The sequence below is a fragment of the Novosphingobium taihuense genome, assembly GCF_007830315.1.
GTDB classification, from domain to species: domain Bacteria; phylum Pseudomonadota; class Alphaproteobacteria; order Sphingomonadales; family Sphingomonadaceae; genus Novosphingobium; species Novosphingobium taihuense.
The window spans coordinates 214289-234626 of record NZ_VLKJ01000001.1; the positions used below are offsets into that span (position 1 = coordinate 214289).

Here is a 20338-nt window from a genome sequence, read left to right on the forward strand (position 1 = left end):
CACATGCACCGGCGCAACTGGGGACATGCCAGTTGCCACGCGATGAGCTGGCCTGAAAGCCTCAATCCACCGGATTGTGCTTCGCCAGAAACGCCTCGATAGCTGAAAGGAGCGCCAGCCGGTCAGGCTCGCGGGTAAAGTAGTGATCGGCCTTGGGGAGCGAGACGAATTCGACGTTCTTGCCCGCCGCTTTCATCTTGTTAAACATGCTCTGTGATTGCGCGTGGTCCACGGTCAGGTCTTTCTTCCCGTGGATCAGCAGCATTGGCACCTTGATCGCATCAATGTGGTTGATTGGCGATACCGCAGGGAAATCCGGCGTCATTTTCTGCCAATGTTCACGGTAGCGCTTGCCGAAAAGCAGGTCGCCAAAGTCGTTCACTTCACGCCGCAAGTTGGCAACCCCGGCGATCGAGATCGAACACCGCCACATGTCCGGATCGCGCGCCGCGCCCCACATCGCCACGTAGCCTCCATAGCTGGCGCCGACAACGCAGGCGCGCTTGGCATCGGCCAGTCCCTGTTTCGCGGCCCATGCCAGCGCGTCGTTCACGTCATCCTGCATGGCAAGGCCAAGCTGTCCCTCGCCTTTCTTGAGAAACGCTTCGCCATAGCCGGTAGAACCGCGGAAATTGGGCTGAATCACCAGATAGCCACGGCTGGCGATGAACTGAGCCCAGTAATCCCAGTCCATCGTGTCCTGCGCCCAAGGTCCGCCGTGCGGCAGGATCACCACGGGCAGGTTTTTCGCCTCACGCCCCGAAGGCGTGGTCATGATCGCTTCGATCTCCAACCCGTCGCGCGCCTTGTAGTGTACCTTCTCCATCCTGCCCGCGCGCGTTCCATTGGTCGCGCTGTTGAGATTGGCAAACAGCCGAAGGCTCCCGTCGGCTGCGTCGAAGTAATAGAGCCGCCCAGCCTCATCAGGCTTGTCCACCCGAACGAGCATGCGCTGACGGTCGGCAGAAAGCGAAACGATCCTCGCACGCCTGCCGTTCAGGCTCTTCTCGAAAGCCTTCTGCAATTCACCAAGTGCAGGATCGAGCCAATGCAGGGGGTCGGTTGCATTGCCGCCCAAATAGACACCCAGAATCTCGTTACCGGAGTCGTCATAGCGCACACCCTCAATGTCCACGCCAGGTTCGGCCTGATAAAGCGTCTGCAGCACGGCGCCGCTGTCACCGTCAATCTCGACAAGGGCATCGCGGCCATCGGTGCCCGGGCGCAGGACCAGCATCTTGTTCTCGTCGGCCCGGATCAGGACTGGCACTTCAAGGTCATCGTAGGCACGGCGATCCTTGCGGTCGAAGGTTCTGCCCTTCTTTGCACGATAGAGCAGAGTCCGCGTACCTTTCGTCCGATCGTTCGAGATCGCCGCACGCACCACGCCCGAAGTATCCGCAACCCAGTCGAGCACTTCTGACCTTGGGTTGGCTTCGGTAGTGTGCCGACCGTTGGTAACATCGACCGAGTACACCGCCGGCCAAAAATCCTCACCCATGTAGATCGAGTTCTGCCCGCCAAGCAGAATCTTGGTCGAACCATCCTTTGGCACCCACAGGACGTCAGCCGCGTTCTGCCCACCAAGGTCCCACATAAGTTTGGTGAACTTGTCGGTCTTCCGGTTGAGCGCCACAACGCGTGAAATATAGGCCCTGTCGCCAACATCGAAAGGCCGTATCGCAGTTATCCGGATCAACAGATTGTCGTTTCCGACCCACTGCATAGAACTTACCTCGACATCGTCGGGCAATGCGGCCTGATTGAGTGAACCTGTATCGAACGGCGAGATCACCACAATCCGCTGGCTGCCGTTGACGGCAAACTGCCCGGCGATCCAAAGCCCGTCGGGCGAAAGCCGTGCTCCCTCGACAAAAGGCAATTGCGCATATGCCGAGGCCGGCAGTGGTGCCTGAACAGTCACAGCCACAGGTTTCGCGACAGGCTGATCGGAAACGGCGGTTTGCGCGCATAGATTTCCGGCAGAAAGAAGCACCACCGCCATGGCCGATGAAAGTATTCGCACTAGTCCCCCGTGAATTGCGTCGTCTCAGGCTAGAGAAATCGTCCTCAGGATCAAGTGCAAGCAACACCGTATTCGTCACTGTCCTACACGACTGCAAAACGGCATGGTGCCGCAATGATGATGCAAACCCGACACCATCCTTCGCAGTTCCTTCGCATTTTCCCGCAAGACAATTGGGGAGGTTGCAGCCGCACAGCGGCTGAAGGAGGGGAGGTATCACCCCAAACCCAGTTCACATATGCGAACAACACATGAACGCTGCGTCAGGAATCCACCAAAAAGCCCCAGCCCCGAATTTCCCTGAACAGTGTAAACCCCGTAAACCCCTTTTCGCATATATGAAGGAGCCAACCTCAACCATTGGGCAGTTCGCAGCCTCTTGCCCCCTGCGCTGCATTCGCTAAGGACGATTCGAACAGGCTTCACGAACTTCGCGGAACAGGAAACCAAGATGGCGACTTTCTCGCTTCCGAAGAACTCCAAGATCACCGGCAAGGCTCGGCATCACGCCGCTGCCACCAACGGCAAGATCCGCAAGTTCAAGGTCTATCGTTACGATCCGGATTCGGGTGAAAACCCGCGTTACGATACGTTCGACATCGACCTCGAGCAGTGTGGCCCGATGGTGCTCGACGCCCTGATCAAGATGAAGGGTGAGCAGGACCCCACCCTCACCTTCCGCCGCTCCTGCCGCGAAGGCATCTGCGGTTCGTGCGCGATGAACATGAACGGCCGCAACGGCCTCGCCTGCACCACCGCGATCGAGGATCTTGACGGCGAAATCCGCATCACGCCGCTGCCGCACATGGAAGTGATCAAGGACCTCGTCCCCGATTTCACTCACTTCTACGCCCAGTACGCCTCGATCCGCCCCTGGCTCCAGACCGTCAGCCCCACGCCTTCGGGCAAGGAGCGCCTGCAGAGCCCTGATCAGCGCGAAAAGCTCGACGGTCTCTACGAGTGCATCCTGTGCGCCTGCTGCAGCACCTCGTGCCCGAGCTACTGGTGGAACTCCGACAAGTTCCTCGGCCCCGCCATCCTGCTCCAGGCCTACCGCTGGCTGGCCGACAGCCGCGACGAGATGACCGGTGAGCGCCTTGACGAGCTGGAAGATCCCTTCCGCCTCTATCGCTGCCACACCATCATGAACTGCGCGAACGTCTGCCCGAAGGGCCTCTCGCCCGCCCGCGCGATCGCCGAAATCAAGAAGATGCAGGCCGAGCGCCTCGTTTAATCGGTGAACGATCCAGCCTTCCGTTACGAGCCAGCCGAGAATCATCCCGGCTGGTTCACTTGGAACCTGACTGACGAGACCCGGTTCAACGGGCAAGTCATGGGCGGGTTGATCACCCGGATCGAGCATCGCGGCGACGGCGTGAGGCTCGTCCGCTTGCGCATGCTCCCCGAACGCCAGCACTCGAACATTCTCGATGCCGTCCACGGCGGCGTGACGCTGGCGCTAATTGACATCGCCATGTTCACAGGCTTGCACACGCTACTTCAGGGCGATGCAGCCGGCTCGGTCACGCTGGACTTGTCGACCCAGTTCATCGGTGCGGGACGCGTTGGCGAGCCGCTCGATGCCGTCGTCGAAGTACTGCGCGAAACCGGCCGCCTCGTCTTCCTGCGCGGTCTGGTCGAACAGGGCAGCGACACCATCGCCGCATTCAACGGCACGATCCGCAAGCCGACCAAACGATGACCTCGGTCCTGCAGCGCTATCGGGAACTCGTTGCGGCGGGTGAACTCAAGCCCGATCCCGAACAGGCCGCCGCCGCCGCACGGCTCGATGCGCTGCAGCAGGAACTGGAATCCCCACCGTCAGCGCCGGGTCTGTTCGGCAAGCTTTTCGGCGCCAAGCCCTCAGCCCCGCCCCGCGGCGTCTACATGTGGGGCGGTGTCGGGCGCGGCAAGTCGATGCTGATGGACCTGTTCCACGACAACCTGTCCGTCACGGCCAAGCGCCGCGCGCATTTTCACGAGTTCATGCTCGACGTCCATGCCCGCCTTCGCGAGGAGCGCAAGAAGGAAAGCGGCGACCCCATCCTCCCCGTCGCCGCCGCCATCGCTGCCGAGACACGGGTGCTTTGCTTCGACGAGATGGTCGTCAACAACAGCGCCGACGCGATGATCATGAGCCGCCTGTTCACCGCGCTGATGGTCGAGGGCGGCGTCACCGTCGTCACGACTTCAAACCGCGCCCCGCAGGACCTCTACAAGAACGGCCTCAACCGCGAGCACTTCCTGCCCTTCATCGCGTTGATCGAAGGCAGGCTCGACGTCCTGACGCTCAACGGCCCGACCGACTACCGCCTGGAGCGGATGAAGGGCGTAGGCACCTGGCACGTGCCGGTTGGCCCCGACTCGACTGCAAAAGTTCGCGAGGCCTTCTTCCGCCTGACCGACTATCCGCCAGAGGACAGCGAGCATGTGCCCGCCTGCGAACTCGACGTTGGCGGTGGACGCCTGCTCCACGTGCCCAAGAGTCTCAAGGGCGTGGGCGTGTTCAGCTTCAAGCGGCTGTGTAGCGAAGCGCGCGGCGCGGCGGATTATCTAGCCATCGCGCGCAACTATCACACCGTGATCATTGTCGCGATCCCGCGCCTCGGGCCTGAATTGCGCAACGAGACCGCGCGATTCATCACGCTGATCGACGCTCTCTACGAGCACAAGGTCAAGCTCATTGCCACCGCTGATGCGGAGCCCGCAGAGCTTTATGACTGGAACGGAAAGGGTGACGAGGAAGGGCGGTTCATGTTCGACCGCACCGTAAGCCGCCTGATGGAAATGCAGAGCCAGGACTATCTGGCACTGGGCCACGGCGAAGATTGAGCCTGAGCTATCCAGTCAAGCTTCGTTGAGAAAGTTAACCGCGAATCGTGGCTCTAGCCTGATTGCCTAAGAAACGAAAAACGCTGCCGCCCAGCGAGCAAGCAGCGTATTTCTGTTTTTTGGCTGTTTCTCAATGAAAAACAGCCCCTTAGATCAGCCCCAAAACCAGCGCAGGATCTCGATAACGGCGTTCAAAGCAGACATTCGTGCCTCCATCCACGGTCGGAGACACATGGTTAACACCAAGTTTATTGGTTAACAAGTTCTAAACGACTCCAAATCGGCGCCGTCCCAATTCGAGAAATACCTTATAAAACTCTGGAAAAGCCTGCGGTTTGCCGAGGAAATAGCCCTGTCCAACATCACAACCCATGTCGGCTAAAGCCCGGTAAGTTGCTTCATCCTCGATACCCTCCGCAACAACTGTTTGCCCTAGAGCGTGAGCCAAATCGATTGTGGAGCGAATGATATGGCGCTCACGGTCACGCGTCATCAGCCGAGAAACGAAGCGGCGATCCAGCTTAAGTTCGTCGCTTGGCAGGTCGGCAAGATAAGCCAAACTGGCCTCTCCGGTGCCGAAATCATCGATTGACAGCCGGAAGCCCATTGCCCGCAGTTGTGACAGGTTCTGCACTGCTGCAGGCCGATTTCGCACGCTCGATGTTTCGGTCACTTCGACCGTCAGAAGACGTGGATCAATATTCCGCCGCCGCACGATTTCGGCAAAATTTGCGACAAGCGAGGGTTTGTCGACCATTTGGGCTGACAGGTTTATGCTCATCTGGACATGGCGGTCTAGTGAATTCAAGGCCAGCGTTGCGGTGATGGCCTCATCGACTACCCAATACGTCAATGCGTCGATGCGCCCTGCCCGTTCAGCCTGAAGGATAAACGCGTCTGGCGCGATGGGACCACGAGTGGGGTGATTCCAGCGAATGAGCGCTTCAGCGCCACACAACTCGCTGGTTCGCATGTCCCACTGACTTTGAAATGCCAACCAGATCTCTCCATTGCGGAGACCTTCGTCGATCCTTGCGTGGAGCGAGAGTTCCCACGTCGCTTCGGCGAGTCGATCGGCTTCGAAAAGTTCGACAGATCGTCCTGAACCCAAAGCGTCGTTTGCGCTTGCGAGTGCTGAATTCAGGCGTGCCTGTGGGTCCAAACCTTCGTTGCGGTCCAGACCAAAATGGATATTCGTGTCGAAAGTGAAGCTGCCGATCTGCAGCGGCGCCGAGAATAGGGCGCGCAAGCCTTCCAAATGATTAAGCTGCATCTCGAGCGGCCGCGCTTCCTCGGTCCATGCAAAATGGCCGCCATCACCATTGTAGATTGTTTCGATCCCTGACCCGACCGAAAGGCGCCGGGCAATCTGCTTGGCGCATTCTCCATGGAGTTCCTTGGGGAGTGTTGCCAGTATCTCCTCATACCGAGCGATGATTGCAACAATCACATCGCGGCCAACCCCAAGAGGCTGTTCGCTCAGCGCCAAGAAGTTTGGCAATCCAGATGTACTGGTGTGCTGTACACGTCTTACACGGAGCTGCCAGAGACGGATTGACGAATAGATCGCCAAGCAGGGTACTGCCGCCCCAATATCTGCTGTAAGGCCGACTTGTTGTAAGACTGCCGGCACACAAAAGGTGAAAGCCAGGCTTGAGCCGTAAAGAACAAACTTTGTACGCCTTCTCACAGCTCTGCTCGCCGCAGCGATCAGGAGCCAAACCCCAAATAGTAAGGGGTAGTATCCCAAATTCACTGCAAACGGCAATCCAAGCGCATCTGCGCCCGCAAGATCGAGTGCAAGTGGATGATATCGCCCGTGACCAAAATAGCCGACGGGGCGAACCACACCCGCTGAATTGATAATAACTGTACGACCCGTCATCAACCCATTTTGATATTCTCCATGCAAAAACTTCTCCACGGGTACAAAAGGTATGCTCTCTATATCGAGAAGAGTATTTGGCCCAAAGTAATTCTGTGGACCACCACTTTTTTCTGCCAGAAATGCGGCCACGGAGGGATACGATCGGCCATTGACCTCTATTGAATAGGCGGATGACACGCCGTATTCCATGAAGTTGGTATTCCAGGCGGACAACACCACCGGGATATTCGCAATCTGGGCCGGCTCTGGAATATCGAAGTCGGACGGCACGAATTCATGCCCTAGGGTGCCAAGCTCCTTGCTCCGAACGACGAAGCTCGCGTCAGGCTTCAACCGATCAATCGATGCTTTCAACTTACGATCACCGTCCCGATCTTCACCAAAGACGACGGGAGTGTCGATAAGCACCCGCTGTGGCATCTGCTTGGCGACCTGCTCAATTACGGTCGCAAGCCGCCTTGTTCCGATGATCGACTTTTCACCCGCATAAATACCTTGATCAAAGCTAAGAACGATAGTCGAATGACTGGGAGCGTGCGAACTAAGCTTGGCCAAAGTGTTGCGGAAAGGCTGGTCGATTGGCGTCAGCAAATCGGTAAGCGCCAGCAACGCCGGAATTATCAGCGCGAGATACAGCGGGGAGCGCAGTTGCTTCAACATAGGTCCAGCGACATTGTTTCCACGCTGGATTAGTCCGGATTGGTGAAGATCACCTTACCGGGCAAACAAACTTAAACGCGTATCAACCAAGCCGATCCAAGGATTTCCGCAACATGAGAAGCTGCCAGATCAGGCGGCTGTGGTCTGAACGTCCTGAAATGTGTGCGTCGGCCAGGGCATCGATCCGGGCGCTGTCGAACCAGCCTGTGCGGGCGAGCGCTCCGCTGGCGGCAAGGCCGCGCGCTTCTTCTGCCAGTGGTCCGCGCAGCCACTGAGCAATGGGCGTGACGAAGCCCATCTTTGGGCGGAACAGCACGTCCTCGGGCAGGTATCGGCGCATCGTATCCTTCACCAGCCACTTCCCGGTCGTGCCCTTCACGCGCAGGCCTTCGGGCAGGCGCGCGCCGAATTCGACGAGGCGATGATCGAGCAGCGGTTCGCGCGCTTCGAGACTGACCGCCATGCTCGTGCGATCGACCTTGGTGAGGATGTCACCGGGCATATAGAACTTGAGGTCGGCATACTGCGCGCGGTCTAGCCCGGACCGGGCGGGCGCACGGCGCATCATGTCCACGAACGGCTGTTCGGCGCGATAATCGCCACGCAAGCGCTTGAAATCGGGGCTGTAAAGCGTGTCGCGCAAATCGGCCGAGGTGACCGCGAGTGCGCGAGCATAGCCCTCTTCGCCATCGCCGGCGAGGCTGAGCAGCGTGGTCTTGGCCCGCAATGGTCGTGGCGCCCAGTCTGCCTTGGGCCAGACCCGGCCAAGGCCACCAAACAGCGGTTTGCGAAGTGCTGCTGGCAGGAGGGAGCGGGCCTGCTCTTCCCGGTGCTGAAAGGCCTGGCGGCGGTAACCCGCAAAGGCCTCGTCGGCGCCATCGCCGGAAAGCGCCACGGTCACGTGCTCACGCGCCAGTTCGCAGACACGGAAGGTGGGAAGCGCGGAAGCGTCGGCGAACGGCTCGTCGAACATGCCCGCCAGCCTGTCGACCAGCGAGAAGTCTTCGGGCGAGACGGTGCGTTTCCAGTGCTGGGTATGGAATTGCGCGGCGATGCGATCGGCGTAAGCGGTTTCGTCGAGCGCGGCGACATCGAAACCGATCGAGCACGTCTTGACCGGTGTGGTGCTCGCCTCGGCCATGAGCGCGACGACGCTGGAACTGTCCACTCCGCCCGACAGAAACGCGCCGAGCGGCACGTCCGCCAGCATGCGCGACGTGACGGCTTCGCGCATGTGGTGGAGCAGGTGCGCGCCGAGGTCGTCCGCCTTGCCTTTCTCGCGGTCGGCGAAGGAGACGTCCCACCATTGCACCGGAGCGGGCGGCGGGGCATCCGGGCGCAGGAGCTGGTAATGCCCCGCAGGCAGCTTCTCGACACCCTTGAGGATCGAGCGGTGATCGGGGACGTAACCCCATGCGAGATAGTCCTCCACCGCCAGCGGATCGATTTCGCGCCTTAGCGAGGGATGCGCGAGAAGCGCCTTTAGCTCGGAGCCAAAGATCACCGCACCATCGGCCAGCCGCGCGGTGAACAACGGCTTCACGCCAAAACGGTCGCGGACGAGCAGCGTGGTGCGTTGGCGCAGGTCGTGGAGCGCGAAGGCGAACATGCCGTGGAGGCGCGGCAGGCAATCGACGCCCCATTGCCGCCATGCCTGCAGGATCACTTCGGTATCGCCATCGGTGCGGAAAGTCGCGCCGAGCGCCTGAAGCTCCTTGCGCAAGTCCCTGAAATTGTAGATTTCACCGTTGAAGACGATCACTGCATCGCCCTCTGCCGCAATCATCGGCTGGGGCGATCCGGCCAGGTCTATGATCGACAGGCGGCGGTGGCCGAGGCCTACGCCGGGCGCGGTCCACACGCCCTCCCCGTCCGGGCCGCGATGCGCGATGGCGTCGCACATGCGGCGGACCCGGTCAGGATCGACAGGCTTGAGGCCTTCGGTATGGATGATTCCTGCGATTCCGCACATGCGAAGGAAGCCTAGCGGCCTGCGGCAGCGCGGTCCATCCACGCATCCACTGGTCCGGCTGCGTTGAGGAAGGCGCGCAAGGAGGCTTCGGCCGGAGGCTGGCCGGGGATTGCGTCTTCGGCAGACAGGATAAGCGTGGCGGTGGTGCGTTCGCGCAGCAGCAGGCGATCGAGGATGTTCTCGAGCTTGAGGCGAGTGTTGCTGCCAGTGAATAGCGGACCGGAGCGGTAGAACGTCTCGGCAAGGCGATGCACCGGGCCCGCGGTCTGGATGCGGTCGGCATGGCCCTGGGCAAGCGGAGCGGGCGAGCTTTCCCAAGCCCAGCCACCGCCGAGCGGGATCGCGCCCTGCCCGAAGCCGCCTGCCTCGCGCCCGTCGTCCTGCGTTGCGTAGAGCGCATAGGAGATGTCGACGGTGTGGCCTGCGTCATCGCGGAAGCGGCCTAGCAAAACGTGGTTTGCGCCGGTGTGGAGTGGCTTCCACGCGGCTTGCGGGGTGTAGTCAACCTGTTGCCAGCCGGGGACCTCGGGGAAAGCTATGCGCGCCGGGACCGGGGCTTCGAGGCTGTTGGCCCATGCACTCCATCCGCTGAACACCAGTGCGATGGCGGCGAGCGCGGGCAGCGCCCTGCCCTGCCCCATGGAGAATGCGGAGAGCCTTGCCAGAAGAGCGTTACCGTTGAGGGCTTCGGCATCGACCATGCGGTCGTCAATGGCGCGGTCAAAGAAGCGCCAGGCAATGGCCATGACCAGCGCCATGACCACGGCGAAGAATATCCAGCCGTAGAAGATGTGGTCGAAACCGGCGGCAAATTCGATGCCACGATGCTCGGCGATGAAGATCGTGCCCCATGCGCGCACGCCGTTGGCAAGGATCGGCATCGCGATGCTGAGCGCCATGAAGGCAATGCGGCGGGTCCACGAAGCGAAGCAGACGTTGGCGACGAGTGCGCCGTAGGCGATCATCGCGATGAGGAACTTCACGCCGGAGCAGGCCTCGGCCACTTCAAAATAGCCGCCGGGGGTGGTGATGAACACGCCTTCGATGTGCGCAGGCACGTTGCTGAGCGCCAGCAGCGCCATCGAGATCTTCGCGGTGATGGTCTGGAGCGCAGGGATCAGCTCGTCGCCTGCGGGGACGAGGAACAGCATGTAGGCGATGGGGAACAGCAGGGCGGCGCAGGCGCGGGGACCGAGCAGGACCAGCACACTCGCCTGCGCCATGAGGACCACGCCAAGCTGCGTGGCGAGCGAGAGGCCGGCGAAAGTGCCGAGCAGCCAGAGAAACGCGGCTCCCGCGAAAGCGATCAGACCGGGCCACCAGGCTTGGGGCTCGATCCGCACCACTTCACGCCAGCGCAGTGAAATCAGCCAGCCGAGGATGAAGGGGATGAGGAGAACGTGGTTGTAGGTCGAACTGTCCCACCACTGCAGGAACATCGCCTGCCAGTCGGAGGCGAAGAGCACGACGTTGCCTGTCCATGCGCACGCCAGCAGCGCGAGCGCGCGACGCCATGGCACCGGGAGCGCTGCAACCGCACGGCCGAGCGGGGCCTTGAGCGCGAGGTCAGGCAGCGACACGGGGGGACTCGGGGCCAGACAGGCCGAGCAGGCCAGCGAGCGGGGCCAGCACTCCGGCCCAACCGCACTTTTCCAGCACGAAAGCGCGGGCCGACTGGCCGATGGTGGCGGCACGGACCTTGTCGTGGAGCAGGCTGAGCGCTGCCTTGGCGAGAGCGTCGGAACCGCTGGCGACGACCAGTTCGTGGCCCTCGCGCGCAGGGATGCCGGTGGCGGCCTCAGGCGTGGCGAGGACCGGGCGGGCCATGGCCATGGCTTCGAGCACCTTGTTCTGCACGCCGCGCGCGATGGTCAGCGGAGCAACGACGAGGTCGGCTCCGGCAAGCCAGGGGCGCACGTCGATCACCGCGCCAGTGACGCGGGTGCCGTTGACGCGTTCAAGCGAACGGACCGCCAGCGTCGGCGCGCGGCCAACAACGTTGAAGCGCGCCTGCGGAAATGTCGCGCGGATCTGCGGCATGACTTCGCGGGCGAACATTTCGACGGCGGCCACGTTGGGCGGGTAGTCCATCTGGCCGGTGAAGGTCAGTTGCGGCCCCTCGCCTGCCATTTCGGGTGCAGGAGGCATGCCTTCCGGGTCGAAGAAATCGGTGTCGATGCCATTGCCGAGGGCCATTACGCGCGGCTCTGAACCGGGGGTCAGGCGCTGGCGGAAGAGCGCAGCTTCCTCCGGCGTGACGAGCAGGCTGGCGTGGGCGCGGCGGGCAATGTCGCTTTCGAAGCGCGAGAGCAGGCGGGCTTCGCGGGCATAGAGGCGGCTCGCGGGAAAGCGGGCGGCGGCGGCATAAGCTTCGAACTTGGCGGAATCGACATCGACGAAATCCATCACCACGCGTCCAGCGAAAGTGGCGGGGATGTATTGCGCCATCTGGCCGGAGAAGACGTAGATTGCGCTGATGGGGCGCTCAGCCAGAATTTGTGCGACGTAGGTGGCGATGCGCTTGTCGGCAAAAGCGGTGAGGCTGACCGGCCTGGCGCTGGCCAAAGCCTCTACGCCAGCCAACTTCAGCGAGCGGGTGCGCGGCACGAGGCAATGGCTTGCGGCGACGGCGATCAGCTCGGGCTCATGGGCCATGTCGCCTTCGTCATCGGCGAAGCAGGCGACATGGACAGGAGCAAGCCCCGCGATGTGGCGCAGAACGTGGCACGAGCGGATCTTGTCACCGCGATCCGGCGGAAACGGAATGCGGTGGGCAAGGAACAGGACTTCGCTCATGCAAGGCCGTTGGCGATGAACGGGCCGATGCGGTTGGCGAGGCTGAGTGGCAGTTTCTGCCAAAGCGCAATCTTGGCCTTGTAGCGCGGGCTGAGCGGGTTGACGTCGCGCGGGGCCTGGCCGTCGGCAGTCCATGTCGCATAGGCGAGTGGTTCGGGGGTGAAGCCCCAGTTGCGCTTGAAGTGATATGCCCCGGTATCAACCTTGGAACGGCCGAAATCGAAACGGTCACATCCGCGTCCGCGCGCGTGGTTCATCAGCGCATAGTACATCACATCGTTGGCACGCATCGTCCGCGCGGCATGGGTGCCGCCGCCCCAGTAAGGCATGACCGCGCCGCGATGGTAGAGACTCAGCACCGAGGCGAGCGGCTGCCCTTCGTGGAGAACGGTCAGGATATCGGCATCAACGCCGAAGCCGTCCATCACTGAATCGAACAGGCGTTTCGGGAATACCGGTGTGCCGAGATTGCGCACGGATTCGGCATAGACAGCGTAATGCATCGCGCGATCATCGGCACAGCGCCCGGTCCGCACTTCCATGCCATGGCCCAGGCCCCGGCGCACTTCGGCGCGCTGCTTGCGCGGGATGGCGAGCAGCTGCGCATCATCGTCAGCTGCGAGGGCAATGACGAAGCCTGCGTGGCTGTCGGTCTTGACGTGCCAGCCCTCGCCTTGCGGCAAAGGCCCGCCGCGCAATTCGAGTGTGGGGCAGTTGAGACGGACGGCCAGTTCCTGCGCGGCTGCGAAAAGTGCGGGATCACCCTCACCCACGACGCCGCCGCCAACGCCGAAACCGGTGGAAACCAGTGCTCGACCGAACAGCGGGGAATGGACTTCATGCAGCGGCAGGACGCCACGGATCGCGCCGTCCCGTTCGGACAGGAGAACGTGGGTTCTGTGCCCGGTCGATCGCTCGACGGCATCGAGCCATTCGGCGCGGTGGAAGGCTGTGGTGTCGGGATGGTCGGCAAGGAAGCGCGCTATTGCCGCATGGTCGCCCGGATCGGCGATGCGCGCAACCGCGCTGGCAGGGAAGAACGGAGCGTTCATGCAGCCTCACGAAAGGGCGTGCGCGCCGCCTCTATTGCAGCGACCTCGTCCATGCGGCCCCAACGGAATTCGCGCACCAGACGCGAAAGCTTTGCCGCCATGACATCGAGATTTGTGTAGTGCCGCAGCTTCGACTTGAGCGGAGCGACCGGCGGGCGCGGCTGGTCCGGATCGATTTCCCATGGGTGGAAATAGAACACCGCCGGTCGGCCATCGCGTTCATTGACCTGACGGATCGCCCAGCGCGAGACGGCATAAGGCAAGAGCCGGAAGAACCCGCCCCCGCCTGCAGCCATGCGACGACCCGCGACTTCAGCGGTCGTAACCGGAATCTCGATCAGGTCCGCGTCCGAGACCGGGCGAAATGCAAAGCGTGGGGCCTCTCGCCAGCCGTAGTGATCGTGGACGATGGGCGCGACTGATGAGGAATAGACATAGCCCTGCTCGGACAGCACTTCGTGCGCCCAGGGTGTTCGGGCATCGATCGAGAAACTTGGCGCGCGATAGCCGGTAACTCGCTCGCCGGTTACATCTTCGAGCACCTTGCGCGCACGTTCGATGTCAGCGGCAAATGCTTCGCGGCCCAAGGTGAATACGCGAGCGTGGTCCCAGCCGTGGCTGGCGATCTCGTGACCTGCCGCGGCAATCCGGCGCATCATTGCCGGGTAACGCTCGGCAATCCAGCCCAGCGTGAAGAACGTGCCCTTCACGCCCGCATGGTCGAACAGGGCTAGTATCTGCTCGCAGTTGCGCTCGACGCGACAGGTCAGCCCGTCCCAGTCAGCCCGGTCGATCACGGTTTCGAACGCGCCGACCTGGAACCAGTCCTCCACGTCGACGGACAATCCGTTCAGCACTTGGCCGTTCAGCACCCGGCCGTTCAGCACCCCGGACGACATTGCACTATCCCCTGATGCGTCGCTCACGCAGCGGCGCGATGGAAGTCTTCGGCCTCGATCCACTCGATCAGCATGGTCAGCGTGTGGCGGATCGCCATTTCCTGCTCGCTGGTGCGCGATTCGAGCGCGGCGACGCGGCGCTGCGCCTCGGCCAGCGCCTCAAGCACGGCTTCGTCACCCGGACGCTGTTCCAGCGCGGCGATGCGATGGTTGGCTTCCTCAAGCTGGGCGGCCAGATCGAAGTCGGGCACGGGCGCGACAGGCGCGGCGCGCATGTCGGCCAGCTCGATGATCGCCTGCTGCAACTCGGCAATCTGCTCGTCACGCTCGGCCAGAGCCGCGCGCCAGACGCTTTCATCGAAGGCAGGCGCGGGAGCGACCGTTGCGGCTTCCACAGGTGCTGCGGCGGCAGCGACCGGCATGTCGATCTGCGGCACGTCGGCTGCAGGAGCGGGCGTCACGGAAACCTGCGGCGTGCCGAAGGCACCGTCACCGGCGAGATCGGCCAGTACGGCCTGCAGCATCGCGGCATCGATATGGTCGCGCTGCTCGACGGCACCCATCAGCATCAGGCGGTTGACGATCTGGTTGATCCGGCGCGGCACGCCGCCGCTGGCCTTGGCAAGATCGGCATAGACCCGCGCATCGAACTGCGGGCGCCCTTGCCAGCCAACCATCGCCAGACGGTGTTCGACATAGGCGCCGACTTCGGCAGGCTCCATCGCATCGAGGTGATGCGAGGCAATCACGCGCTGGCGCAGTTGCTCCAGCTCCGGCGATGTCTGGATCAGCGTGCGGAATTCGGGCTGACCGAGCAGCAGTATCTGCAGCAGCGGATGCGCGCCCAACTGGAAGTTCGAGAGCATGCGCAGCTCTTCGAGCGCTTCGACCGAGAGGTTCTGCGATTCGTCCACCACCAGCAGGCAGCGACGGCCTTCGCGCGCTTCGTGATGCAGGAAGGCTTCGATCTGGGCGAGTGCGGTGGCTTTGTCGTGTCCGGCCACTTCAAGACCGAAGGCGCGTGCCGAAACGTGGATCAGCTCCTCGCCGTCGAGCGCCGAAGTGACGATCTGCGCGGCGGTGAGTCGCTGGCGGTCAATCGTGGCCATCAGGTGCGCGGCAAGCGTGGACTTGCCTGCGCCAACCTCACCGGTGATGACAATGAAGCCCTCCCCCTGTGCGAGGCCATAACCCAGATAAGACAGGGCCTTGCGGTGCGTTCCGCTCTCGAAATAGAAGCGCGGATCGGGCGTCAGCTGGAAAGGGCGACCCGTCAGGCCATAGAATTCATCGTACATCGAAGCCGTCTCCGGGCGTCAGAAGGAATAGCGCAGGCCGACAAGGCCTGAGGCTACTACCTGATCTTCAATCACTTTACGGTTAACACTATCCAAACCGACCGCTGCGGTCGCCACGAGGCGGTCGGTCAGATTGCGGAAGTAGGCCGCGTTGGCGCCAACCGTGGTCACGTCGCCAAGGCTGGATGCGCCCGACTGGAACCATGCGGCATAAGCCGAGACGGCAAAGCTCGAACGACGGTCGATCGGGCCATTCAGCCCGGCATCGACATAGAAGCTCTCGTCGACAATGCCGTTGGCCGCGCCGAGCACCGAGTCCTCGCGAGCGATATACTTGCGGCGAATGTAGCCTGCGCCGATCCCCGCCTGCATCCGACCGATGCGGTGCGCATAAGTGGCATTGACGCCGCGCGCGCGGAACACCGAACTGGCGACCGAGGACAGCGCATTGTTGACGCAGCCCCCCGATTCCGAACCGATCGCACAACCGCTGATCTGTCCGTTGAACGGATCGCGGTTGACCTGGAAGTCGGTCGGCAGATCACGCAGCGCCCGGTTCACCTGCCCGCCAAAGCCGGAGACGTTGTCATAGACCGCGACGGTCAGGGAGCTGCGCGCGTTCGGGTTGTAGGAGAAGCTGCCGTAATAGGTCGTGCTGTCATAGCGACGGCCGACAAAGGCCGAGAGCGCGGTGCGGCGGCTGGGCCGCCACATCACGCCGGCATCCCAGGTGAATCCTTCGGTGTCGTAGGCAAGTTCGCGGGGGCGTGACTTGTCGGTCACGTAGCGGCCATTGCTGCCCAGCACCGGGACACCATTGGCATCGCGGACGGCATCGCGCGAGGATACCTCAACGTTCTCGTATCCCACGGCGCCAACGAGCGCGAGTTCCATGGTCACGGGATAAGTCACCTGCACCCCGGCGCGCATGTCGCGCACGCGCTGGTCGAGGTTGGTCACATCTTCCTGATAGTAGGAGCCGCTGGCGGTGATGCCCACAGGTAGAACCGTACCGGGCGCGATCCCTGCCGAAAGCTGCGCCGACTGCGAGACCGAATCATCGAAGATGTCGGTCAGCGGCTGGCCGGGGGCAAGCTGGACCGCGTCCTTCTGCTGCACCTTGGTGTAGCCGAGCATGTACGACCCGGCGAGCGCAACATCGCCGACATGGGTCGACACGGCAGGACCTGCGTAGATCGAATAGACCTGGCTGACCGCGTCGTTGGCGGCGAGCGGGTTGAGCGTCGATGCGCCGCTCCCTTCCACGCGGGTGCGTGCGGCGAGCGCGCCTGCTTCCACCGAGAGCGTGCGCGGGATCAGGTCGTGCTTGACGCGAGCGAGACCGGACAGCGTATCGCCATCGCGCAGTCGGTCAGATTGCGAGATGCGGCGTTCATAGCGCACCGAGACCGCGCCCTGCGTGCGGCGGCCGTCGAGGTTGACGTCAACGCCTGCGGCAATCGTGCTGTAGGTCAGCACCTCGTCACCGGGCGAAAGCTCCCACAGGACGTTCTGCGTCGCCTCGATGTAGGGGCGGATCGTCGTGCGCGGACCACCGCCTGCACCGCGCGAGGTCAGGCCGCGGCCCTTGCTCTTGTTAGGTGCATCAGCCTTGTCCGACGGCGCATCGCCATCGACGCTCTCGTAATCGAGCGATTGCGCGTGGAGCGGCGCGGCCAGGAGCATCGCTCCGGCAAGCGCCGCCAAGCGCAAAGGAAGCCGTGTCCGGATCATTCCTTGTATCCGTAATAGGTGCCGAAACGGCGGCCGGTGGTCGAGAACCGGGTGCCGTTGAGCAGGAGCTTGATGTCGTCACAGGCGCCAAGTAGGCTGACCGCATCGCGCAGCGCAGCCTCGCCGGTGAGGTCCGCGCGCACGATGACGACGGTCTGCCCGACATGGTGGGCGAGCACACTGGCAGGCGATGCGGCGAGCACCGGCGGCGAATCGAAGATGACGATGCGGTTGGGCGAATGCCGCGTCAGCCGCTCGAGCACCGCTTCGGTGCGGGCGGAGGCGAGGTATTCGGTGTCGGACCCGGTGGCGTTGCCTGCGGGCAGGACATAGAGCCCGGCGATGTCGGTGCCGAGCACACAGTCCTCTACCGCGATGTCAGGATCGGCCAGTGCGTCCATCAGACCCGGACCGCCGGGCAAGCCGAGCGTGGAGAGCACCGATGGCTTGGCGAAGTCGGCATCTACCAGGAGGACCTCGGTGTCCTTCTCCGCCGCCATCGACAGCGCGAGGTTGACCGCGCAAAAGGTCTTTCCCTCGCCCGGATGGGCCGAGGCGACGAGGATGCGCTCGCCATGCAGATCGCCGCGCGATTCGGCGGCGGTGCGCAGGAGCTGGCGCTTCACGATGCGGAACTCCTCAAGCAGGCCGGTGACGCTGCTTTCGGGTTCGATCAGGCACTGTTCGCGCAAGTGGGCCCGGTCGATCACATGGCGCGGACCAGTGAAGTGCCGCACCTCGGGCTCGGGTTCAGGCTCTGGCATGGCAACCGGAGCGACGAATGGCGCAGGCGCGGGTGCTGGCGGCGCGGCGACCACTTTGGGCATCGGCGCAGGCGGCAGGTCGGGCACGACAGGCCGCGTCAGGGTGCGGAAGTCGAAGGCACCCGAAGCGCGCTCGATCAGCGAGGGGCCGGAGGCTGGCAGCGGGATCTTGCTCTGGTCGGTCATCGCATCACTCCTCAGGCCACCATGCCGCGCTTGAGCATTTCGACCCCGAGGAGGACGAAGAGCATCACGAACAGACCGGCGACCCCGCCTGCGAACCACTTGAGCCTGCGCGCACGCTCTGCCCGCGCGGTGCGGGTGATCGCCTCGGAGATGCCGCCGAGCACCTGCAGGCCGGTCGCGCGTTCAAGCTGGCCCGTGGTCGAATAGGCCGAACGGAGCTGGCCGATGGCGAAGGCGCCGCCACAGCCTGCGCCGATGCCGACGATCAGGACGAGCAGCAACAGCAGCGGACGGTCCGGCGCAGCTGGCCCACGCGGCATTGTCGGCGGGTCGATCACTTCAAACTTCACCGCGTCACGCTCGGTCTCGACTTGGCCGCGCAGGCGCAGTTGCTCGCGGTCGCGCAGGAGCTTGTCGTACTGCTCCTTGAGCACGTCGTAATCGCGGTTGATGCGCGCGGCTTCAGCGGCCACGGTTGGCTCGCTGTACTGCTGCGCGGTGAGTTGCGAGATTTCGGCCTGGAGCGAAGCGCGGCGCGACTGCAGCGAGACGAGGCTCGCTTCGCGGTCAGCCTTGATCGAGACGAGCGAGCTGTAGGCCGGATTAGGCGTACCACCGCCACTGCCCTCGCCCGCCGCAGCCTTCTGCAGGTTGGCAATCTGCGCCTTGGCGGAAATCACGTCCGGATGGCTGTCGGTCAGCCCGCGAGCTCGCATCGCGCCGAGATCGGACATGGCCTGGGCAAGCGCGCCCTTGGCACCGCCCGAAACACCCGGAATGGCAATGGTCTGCGGCGTGCCTGAAAGCTGCCCGTTGATCGAGGCGAGCGCGCTCTGTGCCGCGAGCAGGTTCGATTCGACATCGCGCATCTGGTTACGCGCAGCTTCGAGCCGGGTGGTGAGCGAACCGGCGCCGGGAATGAAGCCTGCGTTCTTGGATTCGAATTCGGTGCGCTTCAGTTCAGCTGCTTCGAGCGCCTTCTTACGATCGGCCAGCTGCTGGTCCATGAAGGCGAGCGTATCGGTCATCTCGCCGCGTCCACCGGCAAGGTTCTCCTCGCGAAAAATGTCGATCATTTTCTGGACGACATCCTGCGCCAGCTTGGCATTCTCACCATCGTTGCGACCGCCGCCGCCAGCAGTACCGGTGATCTCGAACAGGTTGTCCTGCTGGCTGACCACCGTGACCTGCTTGCCAAGGCTTTCAACCGCAGCCTGCATCTGCTTGTCGGACGTCACCTTGTCGCCCAGGCGCGTGGCGCGGACGACCTTCTCGAGATTGACCGCGCTGGTCAGCGTCTGGCGAACGCGTTCGATGTCGCGCTTGCGATCGCCTCCGATGCCGATCTGGTCGGCCAACACATCGTCGATCTGCACAAAGATGCGCGCCTTGGATTCGTAGCTGTTGGGCACCATCGCCACGACCAGCCAGCCCAGCGCGCAGACCGCCCAGGCAATGCCGAGCGCAATCCAGCGACGATGCCAGATGCCATAGAGCGCGATGCGCACTTCTTCATAGATACTGGTCATCGGCGGCTCAGAACGTGCTCTCGGGGATAATGATCACATCGCCGGGCATGAGCAGGACGTTGGCCTTGGTATCGCCCTTGCGCAGCAGATCGCCGATGCGCACTGCATATTCCTTCTGGTTGCCAGATTGCTTGTCGAACCGAACCAGCCGCGCCTTGTTGCCTGCGGCGTATTCCGAAAGCCCGCCGACCGCGATCATCGCATCGAGCAGCGTCATGTTGGCACGGAACGGGATCGAGGCTGGCTTCTCGGTCGCGCCGACGATGCGCACCTGCTGGCTGAAAGTCCCGGCAAACTTGTTGACGATGACCGAGACGATCGGCTCCTGGATGTACTGCGAAAGCTGGAGCTTGATGTCTTCGGCCAGCATCGACGGTGTCTTGCCCACGGCCGGCATGTCGGTGATCAGCGGAGTGGTTATACGCCCGTCGGGACGGACCTGTACGCTCGCGCCCAGTTCGGGATTGCGCCAGACGAAAATCGTCAGCTCGTCGAGCGGGCCGATCACGTATTCTTCGCCCGGTCCTTCCTGCAGGGCCACGAACGAGGCTGGCGGCAGTTGGGGCCCGCCACCGACGCCACTGCAGCCCGACAGGGCAAGGCTCAGCATGGCCGTGCCTGCAAGCATACGGGTAAGACGCGAATTGAACGGCATGGACTGTCCTTCTTGCTGCGGTGGTTCCCGGCCCGCCCTGTCCGCAG

Annotated in this window: 15 protein-coding genes; 3 read left to right on the forward strand and 12 right to left on the reverse strand. The window is 62.9% G+C overall.

All coding sequences use genetic code 11. The annotated features are described in order from the left end of the window. Nucleotides 1–61: 61 nt before the first annotated feature. Nucleotides 62–1882 (reverse strand): alpha/beta hydrolase family protein, encoded by a 1821-nt coding sequence (locus IQ25_RS01045; protein ID WP_158637644.1) that lies wholly within the window; start codon nt 1880–1882, stop codon nt 62–64. Between the two features lie 595 nt (nt 1883–2477). Here IQ25_RS01045 and IQ25_RS01050 point away from each other — a divergent pair. From IQ25_RS01050 to zapE, 3 genes are read left to right on the forward strand one after another with little or no spacing between them, the layout of a single operon-like run. Next, nucleotides 2478–3260, forward strand: coding sequence for a succinate dehydrogenase iron-sulfur subunit (locus tag IQ25_RS01050; RefSeq protein WP_144901391.1), 783 nt, complete (start codon nt 2478–2480; stop codon nt 3258–3260). Between the two features lie 3 nt (nt 3261–3263). After that, nucleotides 3264–3728, forward strand: a complete 465-nt coding sequence (locus IQ25_RS01055) for a PaaI family thioesterase (RefSeq protein ID WP_144901393.1) — start codon at nt 3264–3266, stop codon at nt 3726–3728. Then, nucleotides 3725–4858, forward strand: a complete 1134-nt coding sequence (gene zapE, locus IQ25_RS01060; protein ID WP_144901395.1) for a cell division protein ZapE — start codon at nt 3725–3727, stop codon at nt 4856–4858. Before IQ25_RS01055 ends, zapE begins: the two co-directional genes overlap by 4 nt. Before the next feature lie 265 nt (nt 4859–5123). Here the strand turns inward: zapE and IQ25_RS01065 are convergent, their stop codons facing one another. The 11 genes from IQ25_RS01065 to IQ25_RS01115 form a co-directional block, all read right to left on the reverse strand. After that, entirely contained in the window at nt 5124–7403 is a 2280-nt protein-coding gene (locus IQ25_RS01065; RefSeq protein ID WP_246415409.1) for an EAL domain-containing protein, read from the reverse strand. 85 nt (nt 7404–7488) lie between these two features. Continuing rightward, on the reverse strand, nt 7489–9378 hold the full coding sequence (locus IQ25_RS01070; RefSeq protein WP_144901397.1) for an XrtA/PEP-CTERM system amidotransferase: 1890 nt from the start codon (nt 9376–9378) through the stop codon (nt 7489–7491). An 11-nt stretch (nt 9379–9389) separates the two neighbouring features. Further along, entirely contained in the window at nt 9390–10958 is a 1569-nt protein-coding gene (xrtA, locus tag IQ25_RS01075; protein ID WP_144901399.1) for an exosortase A, read from the reverse strand. Then, a complete protein-coding gene (locus tag IQ25_RS01080) occupies nt 10945–12174 on the reverse strand; it encodes a TIGR03087 family PEP-CTERM/XrtA system glycosyltransferase (protein WP_144901401.1) in 1230 nt (409 codons plus the stop codon). The genes xrtA and IQ25_RS01080 overlap by 14 nt, the downstream gene beginning before the upstream one ends. Further along, nucleotides 12171–13226 (reverse strand): FemAB family XrtA/PEP-CTERM system-associated protein, encoded by a 1056-nt coding sequence (locus IQ25_RS01085; protein WP_144901403.1) that lies wholly within the window; start codon nt 13224–13226, stop codon nt 12171–12173. Before IQ25_RS01085 ends, IQ25_RS01080 begins: the two co-directional genes overlap by 4 nt. Next, nucleotides 13223–14125, reverse strand: a complete 903-nt coding sequence (locus IQ25_RS01090; RefSeq protein WP_144901405.1) for an XrtA system polysaccharide deacetylase — start codon at nt 14123–14125, stop codon at nt 13223–13225. Before IQ25_RS01090 ends, IQ25_RS01085 begins: the two co-directional genes overlap by 4 nt. Before the next feature lie 23 nt (nt 14126–14148). After that, nucleotides 14149–15423 (reverse strand): XrtA/PEP-CTERM system-associated ATPase, encoded by a 1275-nt coding sequence (locus IQ25_RS01095; RefSeq protein ID WP_144901407.1) that lies wholly within the window; start codon nt 15421–15423, stop codon nt 14149–14151. Nucleotides 15424–15441: 18 nt separating this feature from the next. Then, complete coding sequence (locus tag IQ25_RS01100) at nt 15442–17157, reverse strand: preprotein translocase subunit YajC (RefSeq protein ID WP_144901409.1); 1716 nt, start codon at nt 17155–17157, stop codon at nt 15442–15444. Next, nucleotides 17154–18107 (reverse strand): AAA family ATPase, encoded by a 954-nt coding sequence (locus tag IQ25_RS01105; RefSeq protein ID WP_144901411.1) that lies wholly within the window; start codon nt 18105–18107, stop codon nt 17154–17156. The genes IQ25_RS01100 and IQ25_RS01105 overlap by 4 nt, the downstream gene beginning before the upstream one ends. A gap of 11 nt (nt 18108–18118) precedes the next feature. Next, nucleotides 18119–19636, reverse strand: a complete 1518-nt coding sequence (locus tag IQ25_RS01110) for an XrtA system polysaccharide chain length determinant (protein WP_144901413.1) — start codon at nt 19634–19636, stop codon at nt 18119–18121. A gap of 7 nt (nt 19637–19643) precedes the next feature. Next, entirely contained in the window at nt 19644–20291 is a 648-nt protein-coding gene (locus IQ25_RS01115; protein WP_144901416.1) for an XrtA/PEP-CTERM system exopolysaccharide export protein, read from the reverse strand. Nucleotides 20292–20338 lie beyond the last annotated feature (47 nt).

Bases quoted from the DNA above. Each gene is read 5' to 3' on its own strand.
- IQ25_RS01050 (WP_144901391.1), top strand. From the start codon at position 2,478: ATGGCGACTTTCTCGCTTCCGAAGAACTCCAAGATCACCGGCAAGGCT.
- zapE (WP_144901395.1), top strand. From the start codon at position 3,725: ATGACCTCGGTCCTGCAGCGCTATCGGGAACTCGTTGCGGCGGGTGAA.
- IQ25_RS01070 (WP_144901397.1), bottom strand. From the start codon at position 9,378: ATGTGCGGAATCGCAGGAATCATCCATACCGAAGGCCTCAAGCCTGTC.
- IQ25_RS01080 (WP_144901401.1), bottom strand. From the start codon at position 12,174: ATGAGCGAAGTCCTGTTCCTTGCCCACCGCATTCCGTTTCCGCCGGAT.
- IQ25_RS01085 (WP_144901403.1), bottom strand. From the start codon at position 13,226: ATGAACGCTCCGTTCTTCCCTGCCAGCGCGGTTGCGCGCATCGCCGAT.
- IQ25_RS01090 (WP_144901405.1), bottom strand. From the start codon at position 14,125: ATGTCGTCCGGGGTGCTGAACGGCCGGGTGCTGAACGGCCAAGTGCTG.
- IQ25_RS01095 (WP_144901407.1), bottom strand. From the start codon at position 15,423: ATGTACGATGAATTCTATGGCCTGACGGGTCGCCCTTTCCAGCTGACG.
- IQ25_RS01100 (WP_144901409.1), bottom strand. From the start codon at position 17,157: ATGATCCGGACACGGCTTCCTTTGCGCTTGGCGGCGCTTGCCGGAGCG.
- IQ25_RS01105 (WP_144901411.1), bottom strand. From the start codon at position 18,107: ATGACCGACCAGAGCAAGATCCCGCTGCCAGCCTCCGGCCCCTCGCTG.
- IQ25_RS01110 (WP_144901413.1), bottom strand. From the start codon at position 19,636: ATGACCAGTATCTATGAAGAAGTGCGCATCGCGCTCTATGGCATCTGG.
- IQ25_RS01115 (WP_144901416.1), bottom strand. From the start codon at position 20,291: ATGCCGTTCAATTCGCGTCTTACCCGTATGCTTGCAGGCACGGCCATG.